Annotated in this window: 13 protein-coding genes; 4 read left to right on the top strand and 9 right to left on the bottom strand. The window is 51.9% G+C overall.

Annotated features, from left to right (window positions below):
* Positions 1-26 precede the first annotated feature (26 nt).
* On the bottom strand, positions 27-1337 hold the full coding sequence (locus NST44_RS12590; RefSeq protein WP_040737942.1) for an extracellular solute-binding protein: 1311 nt from the start codon (positions 1335-1337) through the stop codon (positions 27-29).
* Between the two features lie 154 nt (positions 1338-1491).
* The gene (locus NST44_RS12585) at positions 1492-2511 is read right to left on the bottom strand and encodes a glycoside hydrolase family 130 protein (RefSeq protein WP_007127476.1); all 1020 of its coding nucleotides are present in this window, start codon (positions 2509-2511) and stop codon (positions 1492-1494) included.
* Between the two features lie 623 nt (positions 2512-3134).
* On the opposite strand from NST44_RS12585, the gene NST44_RS12580 reads away from it, so the two are divergent.
* On the top strand, positions 3135-4394 hold the full coding sequence (locus NST44_RS12580) for a cytochrome P450 family protein (RefSeq protein WP_007127475.1): 1260 nt from the start codon (positions 3135-3137) through the stop codon (positions 4392-4394).
* A 110-nt stretch (positions 4395-4504) separates the two neighbouring features.
* Here NST44_RS12580 and NST44_RS12575 read toward each other — a convergent pair whose 3' ends face one another.
* Both NST44_RS12575 and NST44_RS12570 read right to left on the bottom strand, forming a co-directional pair.
* Complete coding sequence (locus NST44_RS12575) at positions 4505-5419, bottom strand: glycoside hydrolase family 43 protein (RefSeq protein WP_210094367.1); 915 nt, start codon at positions 5417-5419, stop codon at positions 4505-4507.
* A gap of 22 nt (positions 5420-5441) precedes the next feature.
* On the bottom strand, positions 5442-6050 hold the full coding sequence (locus NST44_RS12570; protein ID WP_210094368.1) for a TetR/AcrR family transcriptional regulator: 609 nt from the start codon (positions 6048-6050) through the stop codon (positions 5442-5444).
* A 92-nt stretch (positions 6051-6142) separates the two neighbouring features.
* Between NST44_RS12570 and NST44_RS12565 the strand changes: the two genes are divergently transcribed.
* On the top strand, positions 6143-7159 hold the full coding sequence (locus tag NST44_RS12565) for an alpha/beta fold hydrolase (RefSeq protein ID WP_210094369.1): 1017 nt from the start codon (positions 6143-6145) through the stop codon (positions 7157-7159).
* A gap of 94 nt (positions 7160-7253) precedes the next feature.
* Here the strand turns inward: NST44_RS12565 and NST44_RS12560 are convergent, their stop codons facing one another.
* The 5 genes from NST44_RS12560 to NST44_RS12540 all read right to left on the bottom strand — a co-directional run bounded on the left by NST44_RS12560 (position 7254) and on the right by NST44_RS12540 (position 13291).
* Positions 7254-8714: an ABC transporter substrate-binding protein gene (locus NST44_RS12560; protein ID WP_040737810.1), complete on the bottom strand. Its 1461-nt coding sequence runs from the start codon at positions 8712-8714 to the stop codon at positions 7254-7256.
* Positions 8715-8786: 72 nt separating this feature from the next.
* Positions 8787-9683, bottom strand: a complete 897-nt coding sequence (locus NST44_RS12555; RefSeq protein ID WP_007127470.1) for a carbohydrate ABC transporter permease — start codon at positions 9681-9683, stop codon at positions 8787-8789.
* Positions 9683-10609 (bottom strand): ABC transporter permease, encoded by a 927-nt coding sequence (locus NST44_RS12550; RefSeq protein ID WP_007127469.1) that lies wholly within the window; start codon positions 10607-10609, stop codon positions 9683-9685. Before NST44_RS12550 ends, NST44_RS12555 begins: the two co-directional genes overlap by 1 nt.
* A gap of 34 nt (positions 10610-10643) precedes the next feature.
* Positions 10644-11909, bottom strand: coding sequence for a Gfo/Idh/MocA family protein (locus NST44_RS12545; protein WP_244152608.1), 1266 nt, complete (start codon positions 11907-11909; stop codon positions 10644-10646).
* 59 nt (positions 11910-11968) lie between these two features.
* Entirely contained in the window at positions 11969-13291 is a 1323-nt protein-coding gene (locus tag NST44_RS12540) for an acyltransferase domain-containing protein (RefSeq protein WP_040737806.1), read from the bottom strand.
* 353 nt (positions 13292-13644) lie between these two features.
* On the opposite strand from NST44_RS12540, the gene NST44_RS12535 reads away from it, so the two are divergent.
* The gene (locus tag NST44_RS12535; protein ID WP_007127466.1) at positions 13645-14667 is read left to right on the top strand and encodes a LacI family DNA-binding transcriptional regulator; all 1023 of its coding nucleotides are present in this window, start codon (positions 13645-13647) and stop codon (positions 14665-14667) included.
* Between the two features lie 266 nt (positions 14668-14933).
* The gene (locus tag NST44_RS12530; protein ID WP_210094370.1) at positions 14934-16913 is read left to right on the top strand and encodes a DUF4832 domain-containing protein; all 1980 of its coding nucleotides are present in this window, start codon (positions 14934-14936) and stop codon (positions 16911-16913) included.
* The last annotated feature ends 26 nt before the right edge of the window (positions 16914-16939 follow it).

Raw genomic sequence — 16939 nt, 5'->3', positions numbered from 1 at the left:
ATTGAATGATTACGTTACAGTTACCGCTATTGATTCATGTCGTCAAACGTTTCCTGCATTTCCTTCGCAACCTCTTCCGGCGTCCCGTGGCCGACGGTCAGCGCCTGCAGTCCGTTCTGAAGCACGTCAACCACTTGGGTCGGAATAACGCTGTCGAATACCGGGGCAGTGCCATTGCCTGTCAATTCCAGCATTTCTTTCAGATATGGGCTCGCATCTTCCGGCACCTCTACCTTCGCCGGGACGACGACGCCGCTGCTGATCAGTTCTTTGTACAAATCCTCGCTGACGAAAAACTTAAGAAACTCCTCAGCGGCTTCCCGTTTCTTCTCGTCCAGCCCGCTCTTGATCGCAATACCGTACTGAACGACGCCTGCGCTCTTGGACGGATCGCCTTTGCCGCCTTCCACGCTTGGGAACAGGGCAATGCCGAACTTGTCGCCTTCCTCGTTGTTGATGCGAACCCGGCCGTCAACCGTGGCGGACGAAATATGCATAGCGGCTTTGCCTTGGATGAAATAATCCTGCGCCTGCACCGAGTCCATGTTGTTGGCGTCGGTATTGAACGCATCCAGCTTGGTCAATTCGTCGATGACCGACAACGCCTTCACGAACTCCGGATCGGTAAACTTGGCCTTCTTCTCCAGGACGTTCGTTAAGAAATCGCTCCCCGTAAAACGGTCGCCGATGATCGAAATATAGGACGATTGAAGCGGCCATTGTTCCTTGTTCCCGAGTGAAATCGGCGTAATGCCCGCCTCTTTCAGCTTTTTAACGGCATCGATAAATTTATCGTACGTATCGGGGAACTGATCATAGCCGACTTGTGCGAACATGTCCTTGTTGTAATAGATGATATCCACAAAGTTTTGCTTCGTTGGCACTGCGTACTGCTGCCCGTCCACATTGAACCCGGCCAGCGCCGATTCCGGCAGGATCGAGGACCAGTTGTCCATCAGGCCGTTGATCGGCTGCAGCAAATTCCCCGCCACCAGCGGATCGAGGTCCGCTCCCGGCCAGACCACGTTAATATCCGGAAGATTGTTCCCTGCCGCAAGCGTGCGCAGCTTGGTCTTGTATTGGGCGGCCGGCACGCCGTCTTGCTTGATCACGATGTTCGGATGCTGCTTCTCGAATTCGGCAATCCGGGCCTTGTACACTTCGTTGTCCACGTTAGGCGAAGTCCATGGATGCATCATATTTAGCGTGATTTGCTCTCCTTCGGCCCCGCTGCCGCTGCTTCCAGCGTTGTCCTTGCCGCAGGCGGCAGTGAAGAGTGTAATCATCGCGACCAGTCCGAGCAGCAGCATTCTTTTGCCTTTGATTGTTTTGTTCATAACCAGCCCTCTTTTCGTCATAATAAAAGTCTCCGAGATAAAAACATTAAATGGGGTATTTACGATCACAACGGGTTATCTTTCCTGTAAAAATGACTGTATGCGGTTTCAAATTGTTATCATGATGAACCGCGGTATCGCGGTCATCTCCTGATCAGCTTTGCGGTTCGTTCAATATATAATCCACCAGCTCGTCCAGAGGCACGGTCGCCAGTGCAATCGCCGTATCGGTCACACCATAGTAAATGTATAACAGACCGTCCTTCACCACATTGCCGGTCGGGAAAATAACGTTCGGAATCTGGTACCCGAATTTCTCGTAATACGTCTCCGGCTCCATGATGAAATTCCGGGTCCGGGCGATGACTTTTTCCGGGTTATCGAGATCAAGCAGCATCGCCCCTACGCGATATACCACCTCGTCGTCCACGCCGTGATACAAGACGAGCCATCCGCGGTCCGTCTTAACCGGCGGCGTCGATCCGCCGATCTTTCGCGATTCCCAGGCCGGATTCTCCCCTTTGGCCAACAGTCTTGGCTCCTCCCAATGAATCAGATCATCGGAATACGTGATCCACATCGCCGCTTTGTCCGTGCCGTATTGATCCCCCACGTATTCTTCGGGCCGACGAAGCAGCACGTATTTGCCGTTGATTTTTTCAGGGAACAGGATGTTGTCCCGGTCATTGATGTCCAGCGGCGTCGTGTCGGTCAAAAACTCCCAATCGATCAGGTTTTTGGAGGTGAGGATCGAAGAACGGGTCAGCCAGTGGCCTTCCTGTTCGCCCCAACCGTCCGGATATTCCGGAATCGAACGCTCCGGGACGCCCCGTCCGGTCGGATAATAGCTCATGGCGCAAGGGCGCAGCGCGTAGTTCATATAAAAAGTGTCGTCAATCTTGACTATGCGCGGATCCTGCACGCTGCCGTACGGGAACCCGAGTTGGTCCGGCGTCACGATCGGCTCGTCTTTCACGTGCGTGAAATGCACGCCGTCTTCGCTTTCCAGCAATCCGAGGAAGTTTTTGCATGGCGTCAGCGAACCGGCAGTCCGCTCGATCATGTAAAATTTCCCGTCCTCGATAATGACGGCAGGATTGAATACGGTAACTTTCCGCCATTCGTATCCTCCCGGCACCACGATCGGATTTTCCGGATGTCTTTCAATCTTCATCTGTAGGCCTCCTCATGTAAATCCCTAAAACTTGGTAACCCTAATTCCGCTTGCGTTCCATTGTTCTTGAAGCATCTCGATTCCTTTCTGCCCGGTCTCGATCGGGAGACGAATGTTGTGAATCCGCTTTATTTTTTCCCAACGGAATCGCCGCTTGAGTTACAAGCAACCGCTTATAGGGCTATTATAGGTCGCTTTCGGACGGCAAAATATCCTGTGAACTTTAGAAAACATCCGAATTATCGGGGCAATCTTGTAAACGCAATCATGATTCGAGTAGGACCGGCCAAACATTCGTACTTGTGTGTAGGGTCGTAGCTCCTCAAATCCGTGACCATGTCATTTTGCGGCGCCGGTTCGACGATCCGCCATACGGACGCCTGAATTTGACCGTGATCTGATCACTAATCTATAATTATAATGAACAATTGTTCATTATTCAGATCATTCATTAGGAGGGAGGTTATCGTTGTCCGGAAGCTATTCATCGGAAATATCTACTATTCTTAACGTGGCTCAAGTAAGGAGGAAATGGTTGTTTATTGGTAGGAATGCAGATATTGAAGTCTGCTTGCCATTTAGAGTGGGGAGACAAAATCGACCTGTGAGAGAGGATGGTTACCATGGACAGATCGAAACTAAGCGCATCAGATCAAGCCGGATTCAGCTTTTTTGGCGGGAAGAACGATACAGACCCGTTCCCGTTATTCGCTCAGCTTCGCGCTAGCGGTGCCGTGATTCCGATTCCGAATCCGCTAGGCGGTTCCGGGGGAACGTGGATCGTCACTCAGATGGAGGAAGCCATCCAGGTGTTGAAGGATCACGCTCGCTTCACCGTGGATCCCAGCTCGCTCGACGGTTATCAAGACATTCGGAGAACGCTCGCCGAAACGGCGGAAGCATCCGCTCCAGCGACCTTTTTTACCGGCAAATCCATGTTATTCGTCGACGAGCCAGATCACAAGCGGCTGCGCGGCCTGGTTTCCAAAGCTTTCACGCCCAGATACATGGAAAGCTTGCGCCCCCGCGTTCAAGAAATTGCCGACGAGCTCCTCGACCAGGTACAAGCTCAAGGGCGGATGGACATCGTCAAGGATTATGCCTATCCGTTACCGATCAATGTCATTTCCGAAATGCTGGGCGTACCGTTGGAAGACCGGGACCAAATCCGCGTTTGGTCTGAGGCGCTCGCACGCGGCCTTGGCTATGAGAAGCAGGATCCAACGGTCGCAGCCCATATGAGCGCCTTCGGCGAATATACCGCACGGCTTGTAGCGGATAAACGAAAGCGCCAGGCCGAGGATTTGATCAGCCAGCTGATCGCCATCGAAGAGGAAGGGGACCGCCTGAACGAGGATGAACTGATCTCGATGATTACCTTATTGATCTTTGCCGGCCACGAAACCACATCCAACCTGATCGCGACTGGAACCTTGATGCTGCTGGACCATCCACGGCAATGGGAGAAACTCAAAGCCGATCCCGGTCTCGTGCCGTCAGCCGTCGAGGAGCTGCTTCGCTTCAACGGACCTGCTACGGCCTCGGGACCGCGCTATGCCACCGAAGACGTTGAGCTTGGCGGACAGCGGATTAAGAAAGGGGATATCGTGATCCCCGTGTTGAAATCGGCCAATCGGGACGAAAGCCAGTTTACCGATCCGGAAGAACTCGATGTTGCGCGTCGGATCAAACGCCATCTCGCATTCGGGCATGGGATTCACATGTGCTTGGGGGCGCCGCTTGCCCGCGTTGAAGGCGATGTAGCGTTCGGCACGTTGGTCAAGCGCATGCCGAATCTGAAGCTCGCCATCCCAAGGGAGGATATCGCCTGGCACTTTACGCTCTCCTCGCAGAGCTTGGCTTCACTGCCGGTCACGTTCTAAAGGGCAGCGCATCCGCTCTCGGGCGCATATCCCGCCCTTCGGCATTTACCGCTTTTAGCAACAGAACTTACCGTAAAGAAGCGCCTGCCGTTAAATCGGCAGGCGCTTCTTTACGTCATTTTCACAGGCAAAATCCGTCCATCCTCCGAAAACTCCATGACGTCCAAGCACAGGACTCGATGATTCCGATCCGTCTCCGTCAGCGGCCGTCGATGGTAGACGATGTACCACTCCTCTTCGCCCGCCTGGATGAAGCCGTGATGGCCGGCCCCCGTCGCCACGTCCGGATCCTGCTCCAGGATTTTCCCGACGCGTTCGAACGGGCCAAGGGGAGAAGAGGCGCAGGCGTAGGCCACGGAATAATCCGGTCCTCCCCATCCCCCTTCCGCCCACATGAAATAATAGAGCCCCTTCCTTTTGACCATACACGGTCCTTCAACGTATTGGTCCGGCGTAATCTCCGCATAAGTGCTGCCGTCCTCGAACCGACCCAGGCTGATCATGTCCTCGTTCAGCTTGACGACATTACAGCGGCCCCACCCGCCGTAATACAAATACGCGGTGCCGTCATCGTCGATGAATACATGCGGATCGATGGGCTGGGCTCCATGATGGAAGCGGTCGATGAGCGGCTTGCCGATCGCGTCGCGGAAAGGCCCCTCCGGCTTGTCGGCGACGGCGACGCCGATTCCCCCGTACTCGTCATCACTCTGAATGTCATTGGCGCAAAAGTACAAATAATACCGTCCGTTCCGTTCGATCGGCGACGGCGCCCACAATGCCCGCTTCGCCCAAGGAATCCGGTCGATGTCCAAAATGCGCTCCACCTTCGTCCACTTAGCCAGATCCTCGGAATAGAACGCATCGAAAAACGTCTGCTCGTCATAAGGAGCCGAGTATGTCGGATAGATCCAGTACCGCCCTTCAAATATTCTCGCTTCGGGATCCGCGTACCAGCCGGGGACGATCGGATTAGGAGCAAGCTGTGCGTGCTTTCCGTCCGTCCGTTTTTCATGCTTCGCCATCTTCATTCCTCCTGTCGATAGGTTATATTCCTTTGCCTTGTTGAGCGCAGAGCGACTCCAGGTGGGAGGTTACCAGAGCCTCAAGCCTTTCCACTGGCAGCCGATCCGGCTGCATCATGCGATGCATGGCGAGCCCGTCGATCAGCGCGAACAATTTTTCCGTCTCCAGATCGATATTCAAGTCGGGGCTTGCCAGCTGGTTCTTGACGATCTCGTCCACCACGAAACGGGAGACCTTATGGATCCCGTCTTGAATTTCCGAGCTTAATTTCCTTAGTTCGGGATAGACCAGCGCCTTCGAATGAAACGCAAACCACACCTCCATTTCCAGCGTTCTCTCTTCATCGACGGGCAGAAATTGCAGCAGCAGCCGCTTCAAGTCCTCCATTAAAGGCCCGTGAAGCTCGAATGTCTCCAATCTGTGCTCGACCCGCTCGACGAACATATTCATGCAAAAGGCAAACAGCTCAACCTGCGTCGAGAAATAATGGCGCATGGAACCGACGGACAATCCCGCCTCTTCCGCGATGCGGCGTACGGTTGCCTGCTCCAGGCCCGAGCGCCGGATCACGTTTAATGCAGCCTCTGCGACCAAGCGTCTTTGGGTGTCATGATTCACGATTTTTGGCATGGCTCTATTATACGCCCTTTTCTTTTTTAGTACAACGTGTTAAAAACCTTTTTGGTACATTGTACTAAATAAAATCGGGAAAGGAACCATCCATGAAAAAGGACAAAAAGAAGAAGAGAGCTTCAATATGGAGAAAGCTTGCATACGGGTTCGGGAGCATCTTTGCTGTTGTCGTTATGGCGCTCGTCGCCGGCTTCGTGTATGAGTCTATCGCTGCCAAACAAGCGGCGAAGGATTACCCGCCTCCGGGCAAAATGGTCGATGTCGGCGGTTATGCTCTGCATGTGGTGAAAGCAGGCAGCGGTTCCCCGACGATTGTATTCGAAGCCGGAAGCGGCGAAACGAGCCTGTCCTGGCGCGACATTCCGGACAAGCTAGCCCCGTATGCAACGGTCGTCACCTACGACCGCGCAGGTTATGCCTGGAGCGAGAAGGCAAGCCGCGAACGCACCGGAGATCAAATCGTCAGCGAGCTGTATCGCGCTTTGAAGCAGGAAAATATCGAGGGCCCCTACCTTATGGTCGGTCATTCTTTGGGCGGGATGTATGCCCGGCTGTTCGCCGAAACTTACTCGGATGAGGTGATGGGCCTGGTGCTGATCGATGCCAGACCCGAGGATGATGCCAGGGATACCCAAGCGATACTGGAAGCGGAGAATTTTGCCGGCAACCCGCCAGCCTCCACGCTCAAGCTGCTCAAGCAGTCCGGCATACTGCGCCTGTTCCAGGACGATTTGCTGAAGGGTCTCGTGGCCGAGGAAGACCGCGGGCAATTTATCAATGTCATTGCACAGCCGAGCTACTTCGAAGCGAAGGAAGAGGAGGCGGAGCTGGCTCATACGACTGAAGATGCCATTCGGGGGCAGCATTTGGGGGCGTTGCCGGTGCGAGTGATCGCCCGGGGGCTCCCTCAGGATTATGCCCAAGCGGGCATTTCGGAAGCCGGCGGTCGGAAGCTTGAGGAAATTTGGCAGGCCGGACAGCGAAAGATGCTGGATATTTCGACCGACAGCCGATTGATCGTCGCCGAACGAAGCGGCCACATGGTCATTCATGATCAGCCGGAGCTCGTCGTCGATACGATTCTCGATGTTTTGCAGGGCCGGTAAGCACCCTTAACTATCCCCGCAACTTACGGATACGCATGATAAAAAAAACGACTCAAGCCGGATATAAACATCCCTTGAGTCGTTTCCTTGTTCTTTATTTTTGGTTCGCCAAGAACTCGTCCAGCTGACGCTGAACCTCCGCTACATATTCATCAATGCCCGCCGCTTTCAGCTTCTCGATCGCCTTTGGATATTCCGTTTCGAAATCCACGAAACCGGAACGGATCGCGGCCATATCCTTGCCTGCTACTTCCTTCAGGGCTGTCTCGATGAGCTTGACATTTTCATTATTGAACCGGAACCCTAATGAGGCGGATCGGACGGCATCGTCGTCCCAGCTTTTATATTGATCAATGGACGCCTGGGCCACTTCCGGCCCGAACAATTGATAATTTTGGTTTCTGAACATCCACTCATAGAAAAATTCGCTAGCGGTCAGCTTTTTGATTCGTCCGTCCACGATTTCGTAATCCTTGCCTTCGACGCCATACAAGGCGAACAAATAATTGTCCTGCGACTTGTAAATCCAGTTGATAAATTTCATGGCGCCTTCCGGATTTGGAGCGTTTACCGGCATACCTAGAACTTCCCCGCCTGCTGCCGTAACATATCGCGGTTTCTCTTCGGCTAACAGATAAGTTTTAATTTCGGCTTCCGGAGCATTCGCCTTGACGGCATCGATAATTTCCATTTCTTTGCCCAAGGAGCCTTCTACCCATAAGTACAATCCTGTCTGCATGCGGGAATCTCTTTCGTTGTATTTAATTGTCAGATCCTCCGTATATAACCCGCCGTCATACATGCTGCGGTTAAACTTGGCAACCTCTTGGAACGCCTCGGTTTCATAATAGCTGTACGCTTTCTTACTGTCTTCCCCGAATACCACCAAATCCTCGACCGCGATCCAGTTATATTGTTCATCGGCAAAGTAGCGGGTTAACGGCTTGAATATAATATCCGCCGGCCCTTTCATTTCAGGAAACTTCTCTTTTGCCTTTGCTGCGAATTCTTTCAAATCGTCCGGGGTCTTCACCTCCGACATTCCTACGGCTTCAAGGATATCCTGACGAACAGCGACCAGCTGATACATCGCGGAGGACGGCGCGTATGCCGATGGAATGCCATAGACCTTTCCGTCAATCGTTGCCCCTTGAAGCTGCTCCTTCGGCAGCACCTTTAACATATCCTGACCGTGCTGCTGAATCAAATCATCCAGCGCCATGGCTTGCTTCTTGTTTACGATAGTCGACAGATCCGGAAGACCGTCCCAATATAAATCGATGGGTTCATTGGCCGCCAGCATGATATCTTTCTGCTCCCAATACTGGGCCCAAGGCACGAATACGACCTCCACCTTCAAGCCGAGCTCGGACGCCATTTTGTCGGCAAATTCGTTCTGAAGAAATTCATCCATCCGATCGCTTCGCTCGCCAGGGTACAGAATCGTCACGGTTTCGAGCGCGGCCTCCCCCTCTTTCCCGCCGCCGCATCCTGCTAAAACCGATACGGATGCAATCAATAAAGCCAACAAGATCAGCATTTTCCTTGCCATCATTTAAGACCCTCCCCAAATAAACAAAATTCATCTATGTAAAGCCTGAGTCGGCAGTAACCGCGCATGCGCCGTCTATTCCTTGACTGCACCGGCCATAATCCCGTGCACGAAGTATTTCTGAACGAAGGGGTACAGGAAAATGATCGGCCCGATCGTAATGACCGTAACGGCCATTTTCACGGTCTCCGCAGGCAGCGTAATGCTGCCCGATGCACCGGACGGAATGCGCCCTGAGCTGACCGCGTTGACGTTAGACAGAATGTTGTAGAGGTAATATTGCAGCGGAAATAAATCCTGATCCTGAATGAAGATGAGCGCATGCCACCAATCATTCCAATATTGAAGCGCATACATTAAACCGACCGTAAGCAGTGCGGTCTTGCTTAACGGGAGGGCTATTCTCATATAGATCGTAAAATAATTGGCGCCGTCCATCTCCGCAGCCTCATAAAGCGATGTCGAGATGCTCGCAAAATACGTGCGCATAAGAAACATATTCCAGACGCTGAAGATGGAAGGCAGAATGAGGGCCAGAATGCTGTCCTTTAATCCGTAGTAATTGACGCTCACCATGTACCACGGGATCAAGCCTGCTGAGAAAATAATCGTAAAATTGCTGATAAAGGCCAGCACATTGCGGTATTTGAGCTTTTTGACGGACAGGGAAAATGCAATCAGGCTCGTAATGAGCAGGGCGCCCGTCGTCCCCGCAACCGTGATGAAGATCGTCACGCCGTAGGATTTCAGTATTTTCATGCCGCTGTTAACGAAGATGTATTTGTAGGTATCCCAGGTAGGGCTCATGGGGAGGATGGAATAGCCGTTTCTTGCGACGGCCTGCTCTGAAGAAAAGGATACGCTTAAGGTTAAAACAAGAGGATACAGACAAACGAGTGCGAATAAGCCGACGAAACCGTAAGCAAAGGCGATGACCAGCTTATCGCCGAGCAATCGATTCTTTCCAATCATTAAAACAGACCCTCTCCGTCATTTATTTTCTTAGCCGATCGATTGGCAGCCGTAATCAGGATTAACCCCATCAGGGACTGAAACAATCCGATGGCCGTCGCGTAAGAGAAGCCCAGCGTCCGCATGGACTGATACACATAGGTATCAATGACCGTTACCTCATCGGCCAGGACCGGGTTGTTGCCAACGATGCCGTAAATCATCCCGAAGTCGCCATAGAAGATCCTTCCCACGCTGAGCAGGGTTAAGACGATGATCGTCGGTTTCAACATAGGGACGGTTAAGTAAAAAATCCGCTGCAATTTGCTGGCTCCATCGACTTTAGCCGCTTCGTACAAGCTCCCGTCGAAATTGGACATCGCCGCCAAATAGATAATGGAATTGTACCCGCTCCATTTCCAGACGCTCGACAGAATGATAATCCATTTCCAATACTTCGGCTCCGAGTACCACCTGATCGGATCGGCTCCAAAGAACTCCAAAATGTTGTTGGCAACGCCCACATCCGTGGAAAAGATGCCGTACAGAATCGCACCGACGACGACCCAAGATAAGAAGTAGGGAAAGAACATCATGCTTTGGGCGATTTTTTTGTAAGCCTTATGCCGGATTTCCTGAAGCAGGACGGCTATGCTCACCGGGACGACGATCCCCAATATAAGACCGAAGAAGTTGATATACAGCGTGTTGTAGATCACCTTCCACCCCATGCTGTTCTCCGAGAAAAAAAATTTGAAGTTGTCCAGCCCCACGAACTTGCTGCCGAAGATCCCGTCCACCACATTAAAATCGGTAAAAGCCATCCATGCGCCCGCAAAAGGGATGTACGAGAACATGATCAGCACGATAAGCGCAGGTACGCACATAAAGTACAGAATTCGATTTTTCTTGATTTCATGGAGAAACCCCTTAACGACGGAGCCCATCCCCTCACCACCTTTAACTTTGCATTTCGAACGATTAGGCTGTAATGCTTTGCCGCAGCTTCGCCTTAAGCTCATCCATATCGATTACGGTACCGGTCATTCTCGCCTCTTCCGCTGCATAGGCCATGATGTGGCTCTCTACCGACATTTCGATGGAGGATCTGCTGCTGAAATCAGGGTTTTTCAAATTCTCCAGAAAATCGATCATCAGCCCCGTATCTCCGCCGTTGTGCCCACCGCTTACGGCAGCCGGCCGAATGACGGTTTGCTGCTGGGCTTCGGCCATATTGGAGTTAAATCGAGTGACCTCGATGACATTCAAGGTATCATCGCCCCGAATTTCACCGTGCTCGCACATGATTTTGATGGTGCGGTACATTTTATTGGTAAATCCGCTTAAGTTAAAAGTGGCCGTTACCCCGTTCTTGAACTCAATCAGGGTTACCTGATGATCGCACACATCATTATCCATCCGATACACGCAGCGTCCGTATGGGCTTGTTTCGAGCTCCTTAAGCAGCCCCTCTTCCGATTGATCAGCCGAAACGACCGTAGCCGGCCATTGCCCTCGAACAGGCAGATAGGCTTTTCTCGCATCGAAGCGGCAATCTGCGGCAACCTTGCAGTCCAAGCATCGATCAGCGCTGCCTTCCGGTGCATTCTCCTCTTTAAAATAAGCGAGATCCCCGTAAGAAGAGATCCGCTTTGCGCCGCTGTCCACGAGCCAGGATAAAACATCCATATCGTGGCAGGATTTCTGCATAATGATCGGGCTGGCCAGATCGCTTCTCCTCCAATTGCCCCTGACAAAGGAATGGGCCATATGGAAATTGCCGATATTCTCGTTATGCTGAATGGTGACGACCTTGCCGAGTTCCCCGCTATCGATGATTTTCTTAATCTCCATAAAAAAATTCGTGTACCTCAGCACATGGCAAACAATCACTTTCCGGCCCTTTTCACCGGCTTTTTCCTGAATTCTCATGCATTCTTCGGGACTTGGCGAAATGGGCTTTTCGAGCAAAATATCATAGCCGAGCTCAAGCGCTGCCATCGTTTGGGCATAATGATCCCGGTCCATGGAAGAGATGATGACGGCGTCGCAAATACTCCCTAATCGATAAAATTCTTCAATGGATGCAAATTGCCGCTCCGGCGGAATCCGGAACTCGTCCGCGGCCGCCTTTCTTCTCGCGAAGTCCGGCTCGACCACCGCGGCGATCTCGTCACTTTGATGAGCATGCCTTGCATAGATCATGCCTCGTTGTCCTGCTCCGATTAATGCCAGTTTCAACTCCATTACCTCCAGCGATTCGTATTTTGTCTAAACTCGTTCTATGCAATCGCGCCTGTCTCATTTTATTCCTGCGGGATACGCCCGGTACGTTTCGGCAAGTGGCTGTCCACGGTTTGCAGGAACCGCTCCCGGTCTGCATCCGTTATATATGGCATGCTGCCGATCCGCGGAACATCCTCCCTAAGCACCACCATGCTCAGCGTGTTGAACCTTGCCCCTGCCTTCATATATCCGGCCGCGGCCCGCTGCAGAGAAGTCGTCAGCTCGACGGGGCTGACGACTGGGTCCGCCTTCCAATCGCCAAAGACTTCATAGCGCAGCATGCCGTCCCCCTCCAATGTCGGATAATTGTAAAACTGCCGTTGAACGCGGACGATATTGCTTTTTTCATTGTCCAAAACGAGCGATAACCGGGTATCGTAAAGCCAGCTCGAGCTCCAGAAACCCTTGATTGACAGCTCGGGGAAATATCGGTCGTAAAATTCAAGCGCCATGGCCATGGATTGCTTAATCCGCTCCGGCGTATAGCCTGGACCCGACGGTATATGCAAGGCAAGAAGCGTATCCCCCACTTCCAGGACCCGCTCCCACTCCTGCTTCAGGATCGGCGTCGTTTCTCGTTCCACGAATCCCATCGGATTGATCCGATTGGCAATGATGAAGGTCTCGTTCTCATGCCACTCCGAAGTGAAGCTCCCTTCCACGTCAATCACATCGTTGATGCCGTTTCGTTGTCCGTCGCTGCGAAACTCTTCCCCCGCATGCCGAAGCGCTATCACCTCTCGCGTATCCACCTGCCGAAACATCGTGAACGGGTCCCCGAATCGGTAGGGGATGAAATAGAACCGGTCTAACAGAAAGATGGAGCAGGTGTAGAAATTCATCACCCATGGAAAATCATGAACCTTAGGATCGCCGTAGAGCGCCAATTTTTCCAATTGATGCTTCAGCGGCTGATGCGGGATGTGCTCGTAGTACGCTTGGGGCACTGAACGCCGCCGCAGCTTGTTCATGGACGGAACGACACAGGCGAGCAGCAGTAGGAAGGAATAGAGATCTCCATGGTGTCTCATGCAACCCGGCGTCATATTCGAGTAAGGTGTCTCGTCGCACCGCTCGCGCGCGGAACACATGTCCTCCACCAAAAATTTGGTGAAGTGAAACAATACGTCGTTTTGCTCGATCTCCTCGATGCCTTCTACAAGCCGCTGCCGGAGATGATTAGGTACTTGATAGGACTCGAAGAGCTCCGAGAGGTATGTTCGCGGGATAAGCTCGGAATTGTTGTTCGGTGTATACATGTTGAACTTTGCTTCCAGACCCTCAGGCAGAACATCGAAGCTGCAAATTGCAGCACACTCTTTAAAATTCATCAGAATCGCCATTTCACGGTTTACCCCCATTGGAATAATGAACGCCTTCACGCTGTTTCATGGTTTGTTACGTTGTTTTTACGTAAAAAATATTATATGTTTAGTGATTTCATGTTATATCATCCAAACTTCATCTTGCAATAGAATTTTTGGTTTTTTATCATTTTTACGTAACATTTCGCGACAGAATCATGTTATTATTGATTTTGAAGCAAGACTCATATAAGATGTAGTCACGCAAATAAACAACGTAACAAACTACGAAACAAAACACAAAGTTCTTATGAATCATTGTTTGGAAGGTAACATTCCTATAAACTCATAAATGGTGATCATTTGTAACAAAAAGGAGAATGGTTTTAACGATGAGTACGATTCGGGATGTTGCGAAGCTAGCGAATGTATCCACTGCCACCGTGTCCAGAGTTTTAAACAATGATACGAAATATAAAATCACGGAAGAGACCAAGGAACGGGTATGGCAGGCCGTTACGCAGCTCAACTATAAAATCAGTTCCAGCCCCAAGCGCAAAGTCGCAGTCAAGGATCAAACCGACAGCAAGTCACATATCAAAATCGGATGCGTATTAAGCGTGACGAAAGATAAGTACAACGATCCGTACTTCATGTCGATATTGTCCGGCGTAGAAGAGCGGCTTCTCAGTGCAGGGTATAGCATCTCTTTTATTCGGACCGGCATCGAGCTGGATGATCGCAAAATCCTATTCAATACGTTCAGCGAACCGATTACCGGCCTGATCCTGATGGAGTCGTTGAACAGCGAAACCTACGAGTATATTCGCAAGCAGGTCCCTTACATCGTAGGGATTGATACGGAACGCGGGGATATCGATAACGTGGGCTACGATCATTACAATGTGGCTTCGGTGGCGGTGAACCATCTCATCGAGAAAGGCCATACACGGATTGGATATATCGGAGGAAGCGGATTGACGGGAAATTTGAAGGACAGCCGCCGCTATCGAGGGTACTACGCCAGCATGCATGCGGCCGGATTGTCAGTGAATCCGGATTGGGTGATTGATTGCTTATGGGATGAGGCGGTTTGTATCGAGCAAATCAATCATTTATGCCAAACCGGCAAATATCCTACCGCCTTCTTCGCCGGAAGCGATTTGATGGCGATGGCCGCTCTTAACGGGTTGTACAACAACGGTATTTCCGTTCCGAATGAAGTGGCCGTTATCGGCCTGTCCAACATTGAGGTATCCAAGTACTCCAATCCTCCGCTGTCGACGATCGACGTGCCAACCAAGGAAATCGGCATGGTCGCCGTTGATAACCTGATCGACCGCATCAACGGAAATCGGCTGCTGCCGAAGAAAGTGATTCTGCCTACCCGCTTGATCGTACGCAGCTCGACTTAAGTGAATTTTGAAAGCCGGCTAGATGGAAGGCTGCCGTCCAACCGTGCTCCATGACTGCGCACCGCGCGCACTGGAGATTGGCACATGGCGTACAGCTAATTTCCAAATTTCGCACATGCATGAAGCACCTGAACCGGTGCTCTTTTTTTCAGAAAGATCCCGATACAAAGAAAGGGGGTGAGCCTTGAGCCAATCGCGATAGCCAGGATTGCCGAGTGTAAGCCTGCAGCTATACGAACGCCCATATTTGTAGGAGGAGGTTTGATATGAGAATACGGGGTAATTCAATGAAAATGATGATTGTAGCGATGATGGCCTTGCTTCTGACGTTGTCCCCTTTTCCCGTCTCGATTTCGGTTGCGGAAACGGCCTCAATCGAGATTGACGGCGATGCAAGCGACTGGGAAGGGATTCCGGCCCTTTCCACGAATTCCGGAGCCGCCAAAGTTCTGAAGGCTTCCCACGACGAGCAACACCTGTATCTCCTTGTAGAAGGCTCCGGTCTGAGCACGACCATGGGCAGCTTCTGGTTGAATACGGACGGAAGCGCTGTTACCGGGTATCAGGCTTATGGCTGGGGAGCAACAGGGATTGAGTGGCTTCTCGAAAATGATTCCCTGTACCGCTATGGAGGCAACGGGAGCACATGGAGCTGGAATTGGTCCTCCTCGCTTCCTTCCTCTCAATTTACACGGACTTCGTCCCTCATTGAAGTTGCGCTTCCGCTTCAGACGCTTGGACTAACCGCAGGCGGCAGCGTTAGCCTCGGATATCTGGATAACAACTCGGATACCCATCGCCTGCCGGGGCAAAACCAGCCGCTCCCGCTTTATACCCTTGATGAAAGGAATCCCGGAGAAAACATGGTCGAATTCTATCCAACCGAGCTGGATGATCCGCTCAACAATCCATTTAAGGGCTGGGCCCCTTCCGCAAAATCCACCGGCTATCCTCAGGACCACCGTCTTGTATATGTCGGCGTCACTTGGAAAGAGCTGGAGCCCGCGAAGGGGCAGTATGATTTCAGTGCAATCGAAGCAGCCAATCATTTCGACCATTGGCGAAGCCGTGGCGTCAAAGTCGTTCTTCGCTTTATTATGGACAGTCCTTCGGGCGTCCCTCACCGGGACATTCCGGACTGGCTGTACAACGATATGGTCCGACTCGGACAATCGCCGGGCAAGGCTTATCATGATGAAACCGGAGGCATGGGTACGGGCAACAACATCGGCTTCTCCCCGAATTACAGCTCCGACTATTTGATTGCGAGGCACAAGCTGGCCATCGAGGCGATAGCGGAGCATTACAACGCGCCTGACAGCCCGATTGCTTTCGTGCAAATCGGTTCGCTCGGCCATTGGGCTGAATTTCACACCTGGCCCTATGTAGGACCGAACGGGGAAAGCAACTATACGGGAGCCTTTCCACCGAACGAAATTTCCAACCAATACATTCAACACTACATCGATGCATTTGCCGATCAGGAGGATCACACGCAGTTAATGATCCGGCGAAGCGTGGACCTTGCCAAGAATAACAACAAAGGCCTTATTCTAGGTATGTATAATGACGTTTTCGGCGACCAGCCAAGCTTCGATTCCGAATGGGGCTGGTATACGGGCACACAGAACGGTTATTGGGACGATATCGGCCAGCGGCAGCCGGGTCATCCGAATTTCTGGGATGTCCGCATCTCCGGTGGGGAATTTTACGGCGGTGCCTATGGTATGAATGCTGCGCTAACGACAGGCAGCGGCTTTAATGAGACGCTGCGGCAGACCGAGCTGAGCAAGCCGAGCTGGCTCGGACCGAACGCCCCCGCTTCCTTGGCGGTGGGCAATCCGCTTCAAGGCAATATGGATCGGCTGAAGAAACGAATGGGCTACCACTTTGTCTTGAACAAGGCCACCTACCCGGAAGCGCAGAACGGAGGCACGCTAGACGTATCCGTCGTCGTGGAGAACAAGGGCGTCCAGCATTTCCCGTTCAACTGGCCCATCGAGCTTCAGCTTCGAAGCGGCGGGAGCATCGTGGCACGTCAAACGGCAACCGCAAACTTAACAGCCTGGAGAACCGGCTTGCATACGGTGTCAGGTTCTCTCTCCACTTCCGCGCTGCCAAACGGTACCTATGATTTGACCATCGCTATCTTGGATCCAGCCTCGAACCGGCCGGCGGTTGATTTTGCGAATACGGACCGACTGTCCGATGGTGCTTACAAGATTGGCGTGTGGACTAAGAATTAATCAGAGCATGCCGTAAAATGAAAGAT

Origin of the sequence: Paenibacillus sp. FSL W8-0919, from assembly GCF_038003785.1 — a bacterium.
Lineage (GTDB): Bacteria > Bacillota > Bacilli > Paenibacillales > Paenibacillaceae > Paenibacillus_AQ > Paenibacillus_AQ lactis.
This window is presented reverse-complemented; position numbering and strand designations above follow the sequence as displayed.

Excerpts from the sequence above, each read along its gene's own strand:
- NST44_RS12590 (WP_040737942.1), bottom strand. The coding sequence starts at position 1,337 with ATGAACAAAACAATCAAAGGCAAAAGAATGCTGCTGCTCGGACTGGTC.
- NST44_RS12570 (WP_210094368.1), bottom strand. The coding sequence starts at position 6,050 with ATGCCAAAAATCGTGAATCATGACACCCAAAGACGCTTGGTCGCAGAG.
- NST44_RS12545 (WP_244152608.1), bottom strand. The coding sequence starts at position 11,909 with ATGGAGTTGAAACTGGCATTAATCGGAGCAGGACAACGAGGCATGATC.
- NST44_RS12555 (WP_007127470.1), bottom strand. The coding sequence starts at position 9,683 with ATGATTGGAAAGAATCGATTGCTCGGCGATAAGCTGGTCATCGCCTTT.
- NST44_RS12585 (WP_007127476.1), bottom strand. The coding sequence starts at position 2,511 with ATGAAGATTGAAAGACATCCGGAAAATCCGATCGTGGTGCCGGGAGGA.
- NST44_RS12560 (WP_040737810.1), bottom strand. The coding sequence starts at position 8,714 with ATGATGGCAAGGAAAATGCTGATCTTGTTGGCTTTATTGATTGCATCC.
- NST44_RS12540 (WP_040737806.1), bottom strand. The coding sequence starts at position 13,291 with ATGGCGATTCTGATGAATTTTAAAGAGTGTGCTGCAATTTGCAGCTTC.
- NST44_RS12580 (WP_007127475.1), top strand. The coding sequence starts at position 3,135 with ATGGACAGATCGAAACTAAGCGCATCAGATCAAGCCGGATTCAGCTTT.
- NST44_RS12565 (WP_210094369.1), top strand. The coding sequence starts at position 6,143 with ATGAAAAAGGACAAAAAGAAGAAGAGAGCTTCAATATGGAGAAAGCTT.
- NST44_RS12530 (WP_210094370.1), top strand. The coding sequence starts at position 14,934 with ATGAGAATACGGGGTAATTCAATGAAAATGATGATTGTAGCGATGATG.
- NST44_RS12575 (WP_210094367.1), bottom strand. The coding sequence starts at position 5,419 with ATGGCGAAGCATGAAAAACGGACGGACGGAAAGCACGCACAGCTTGCT.
- NST44_RS12535 (WP_007127466.1), top strand. The coding sequence starts at position 13,645 with ATGAGTACGATTCGGGATGTTGCGAAGCTAGCGAATGTATCCACTGCC.
- NST44_RS12550 (WP_007127469.1), bottom strand. The coding sequence starts at position 10,609 with ATGGGCTCCGTCGTTAAGGGGTTTCTCCATGAAATCAAGAAAAATCGA.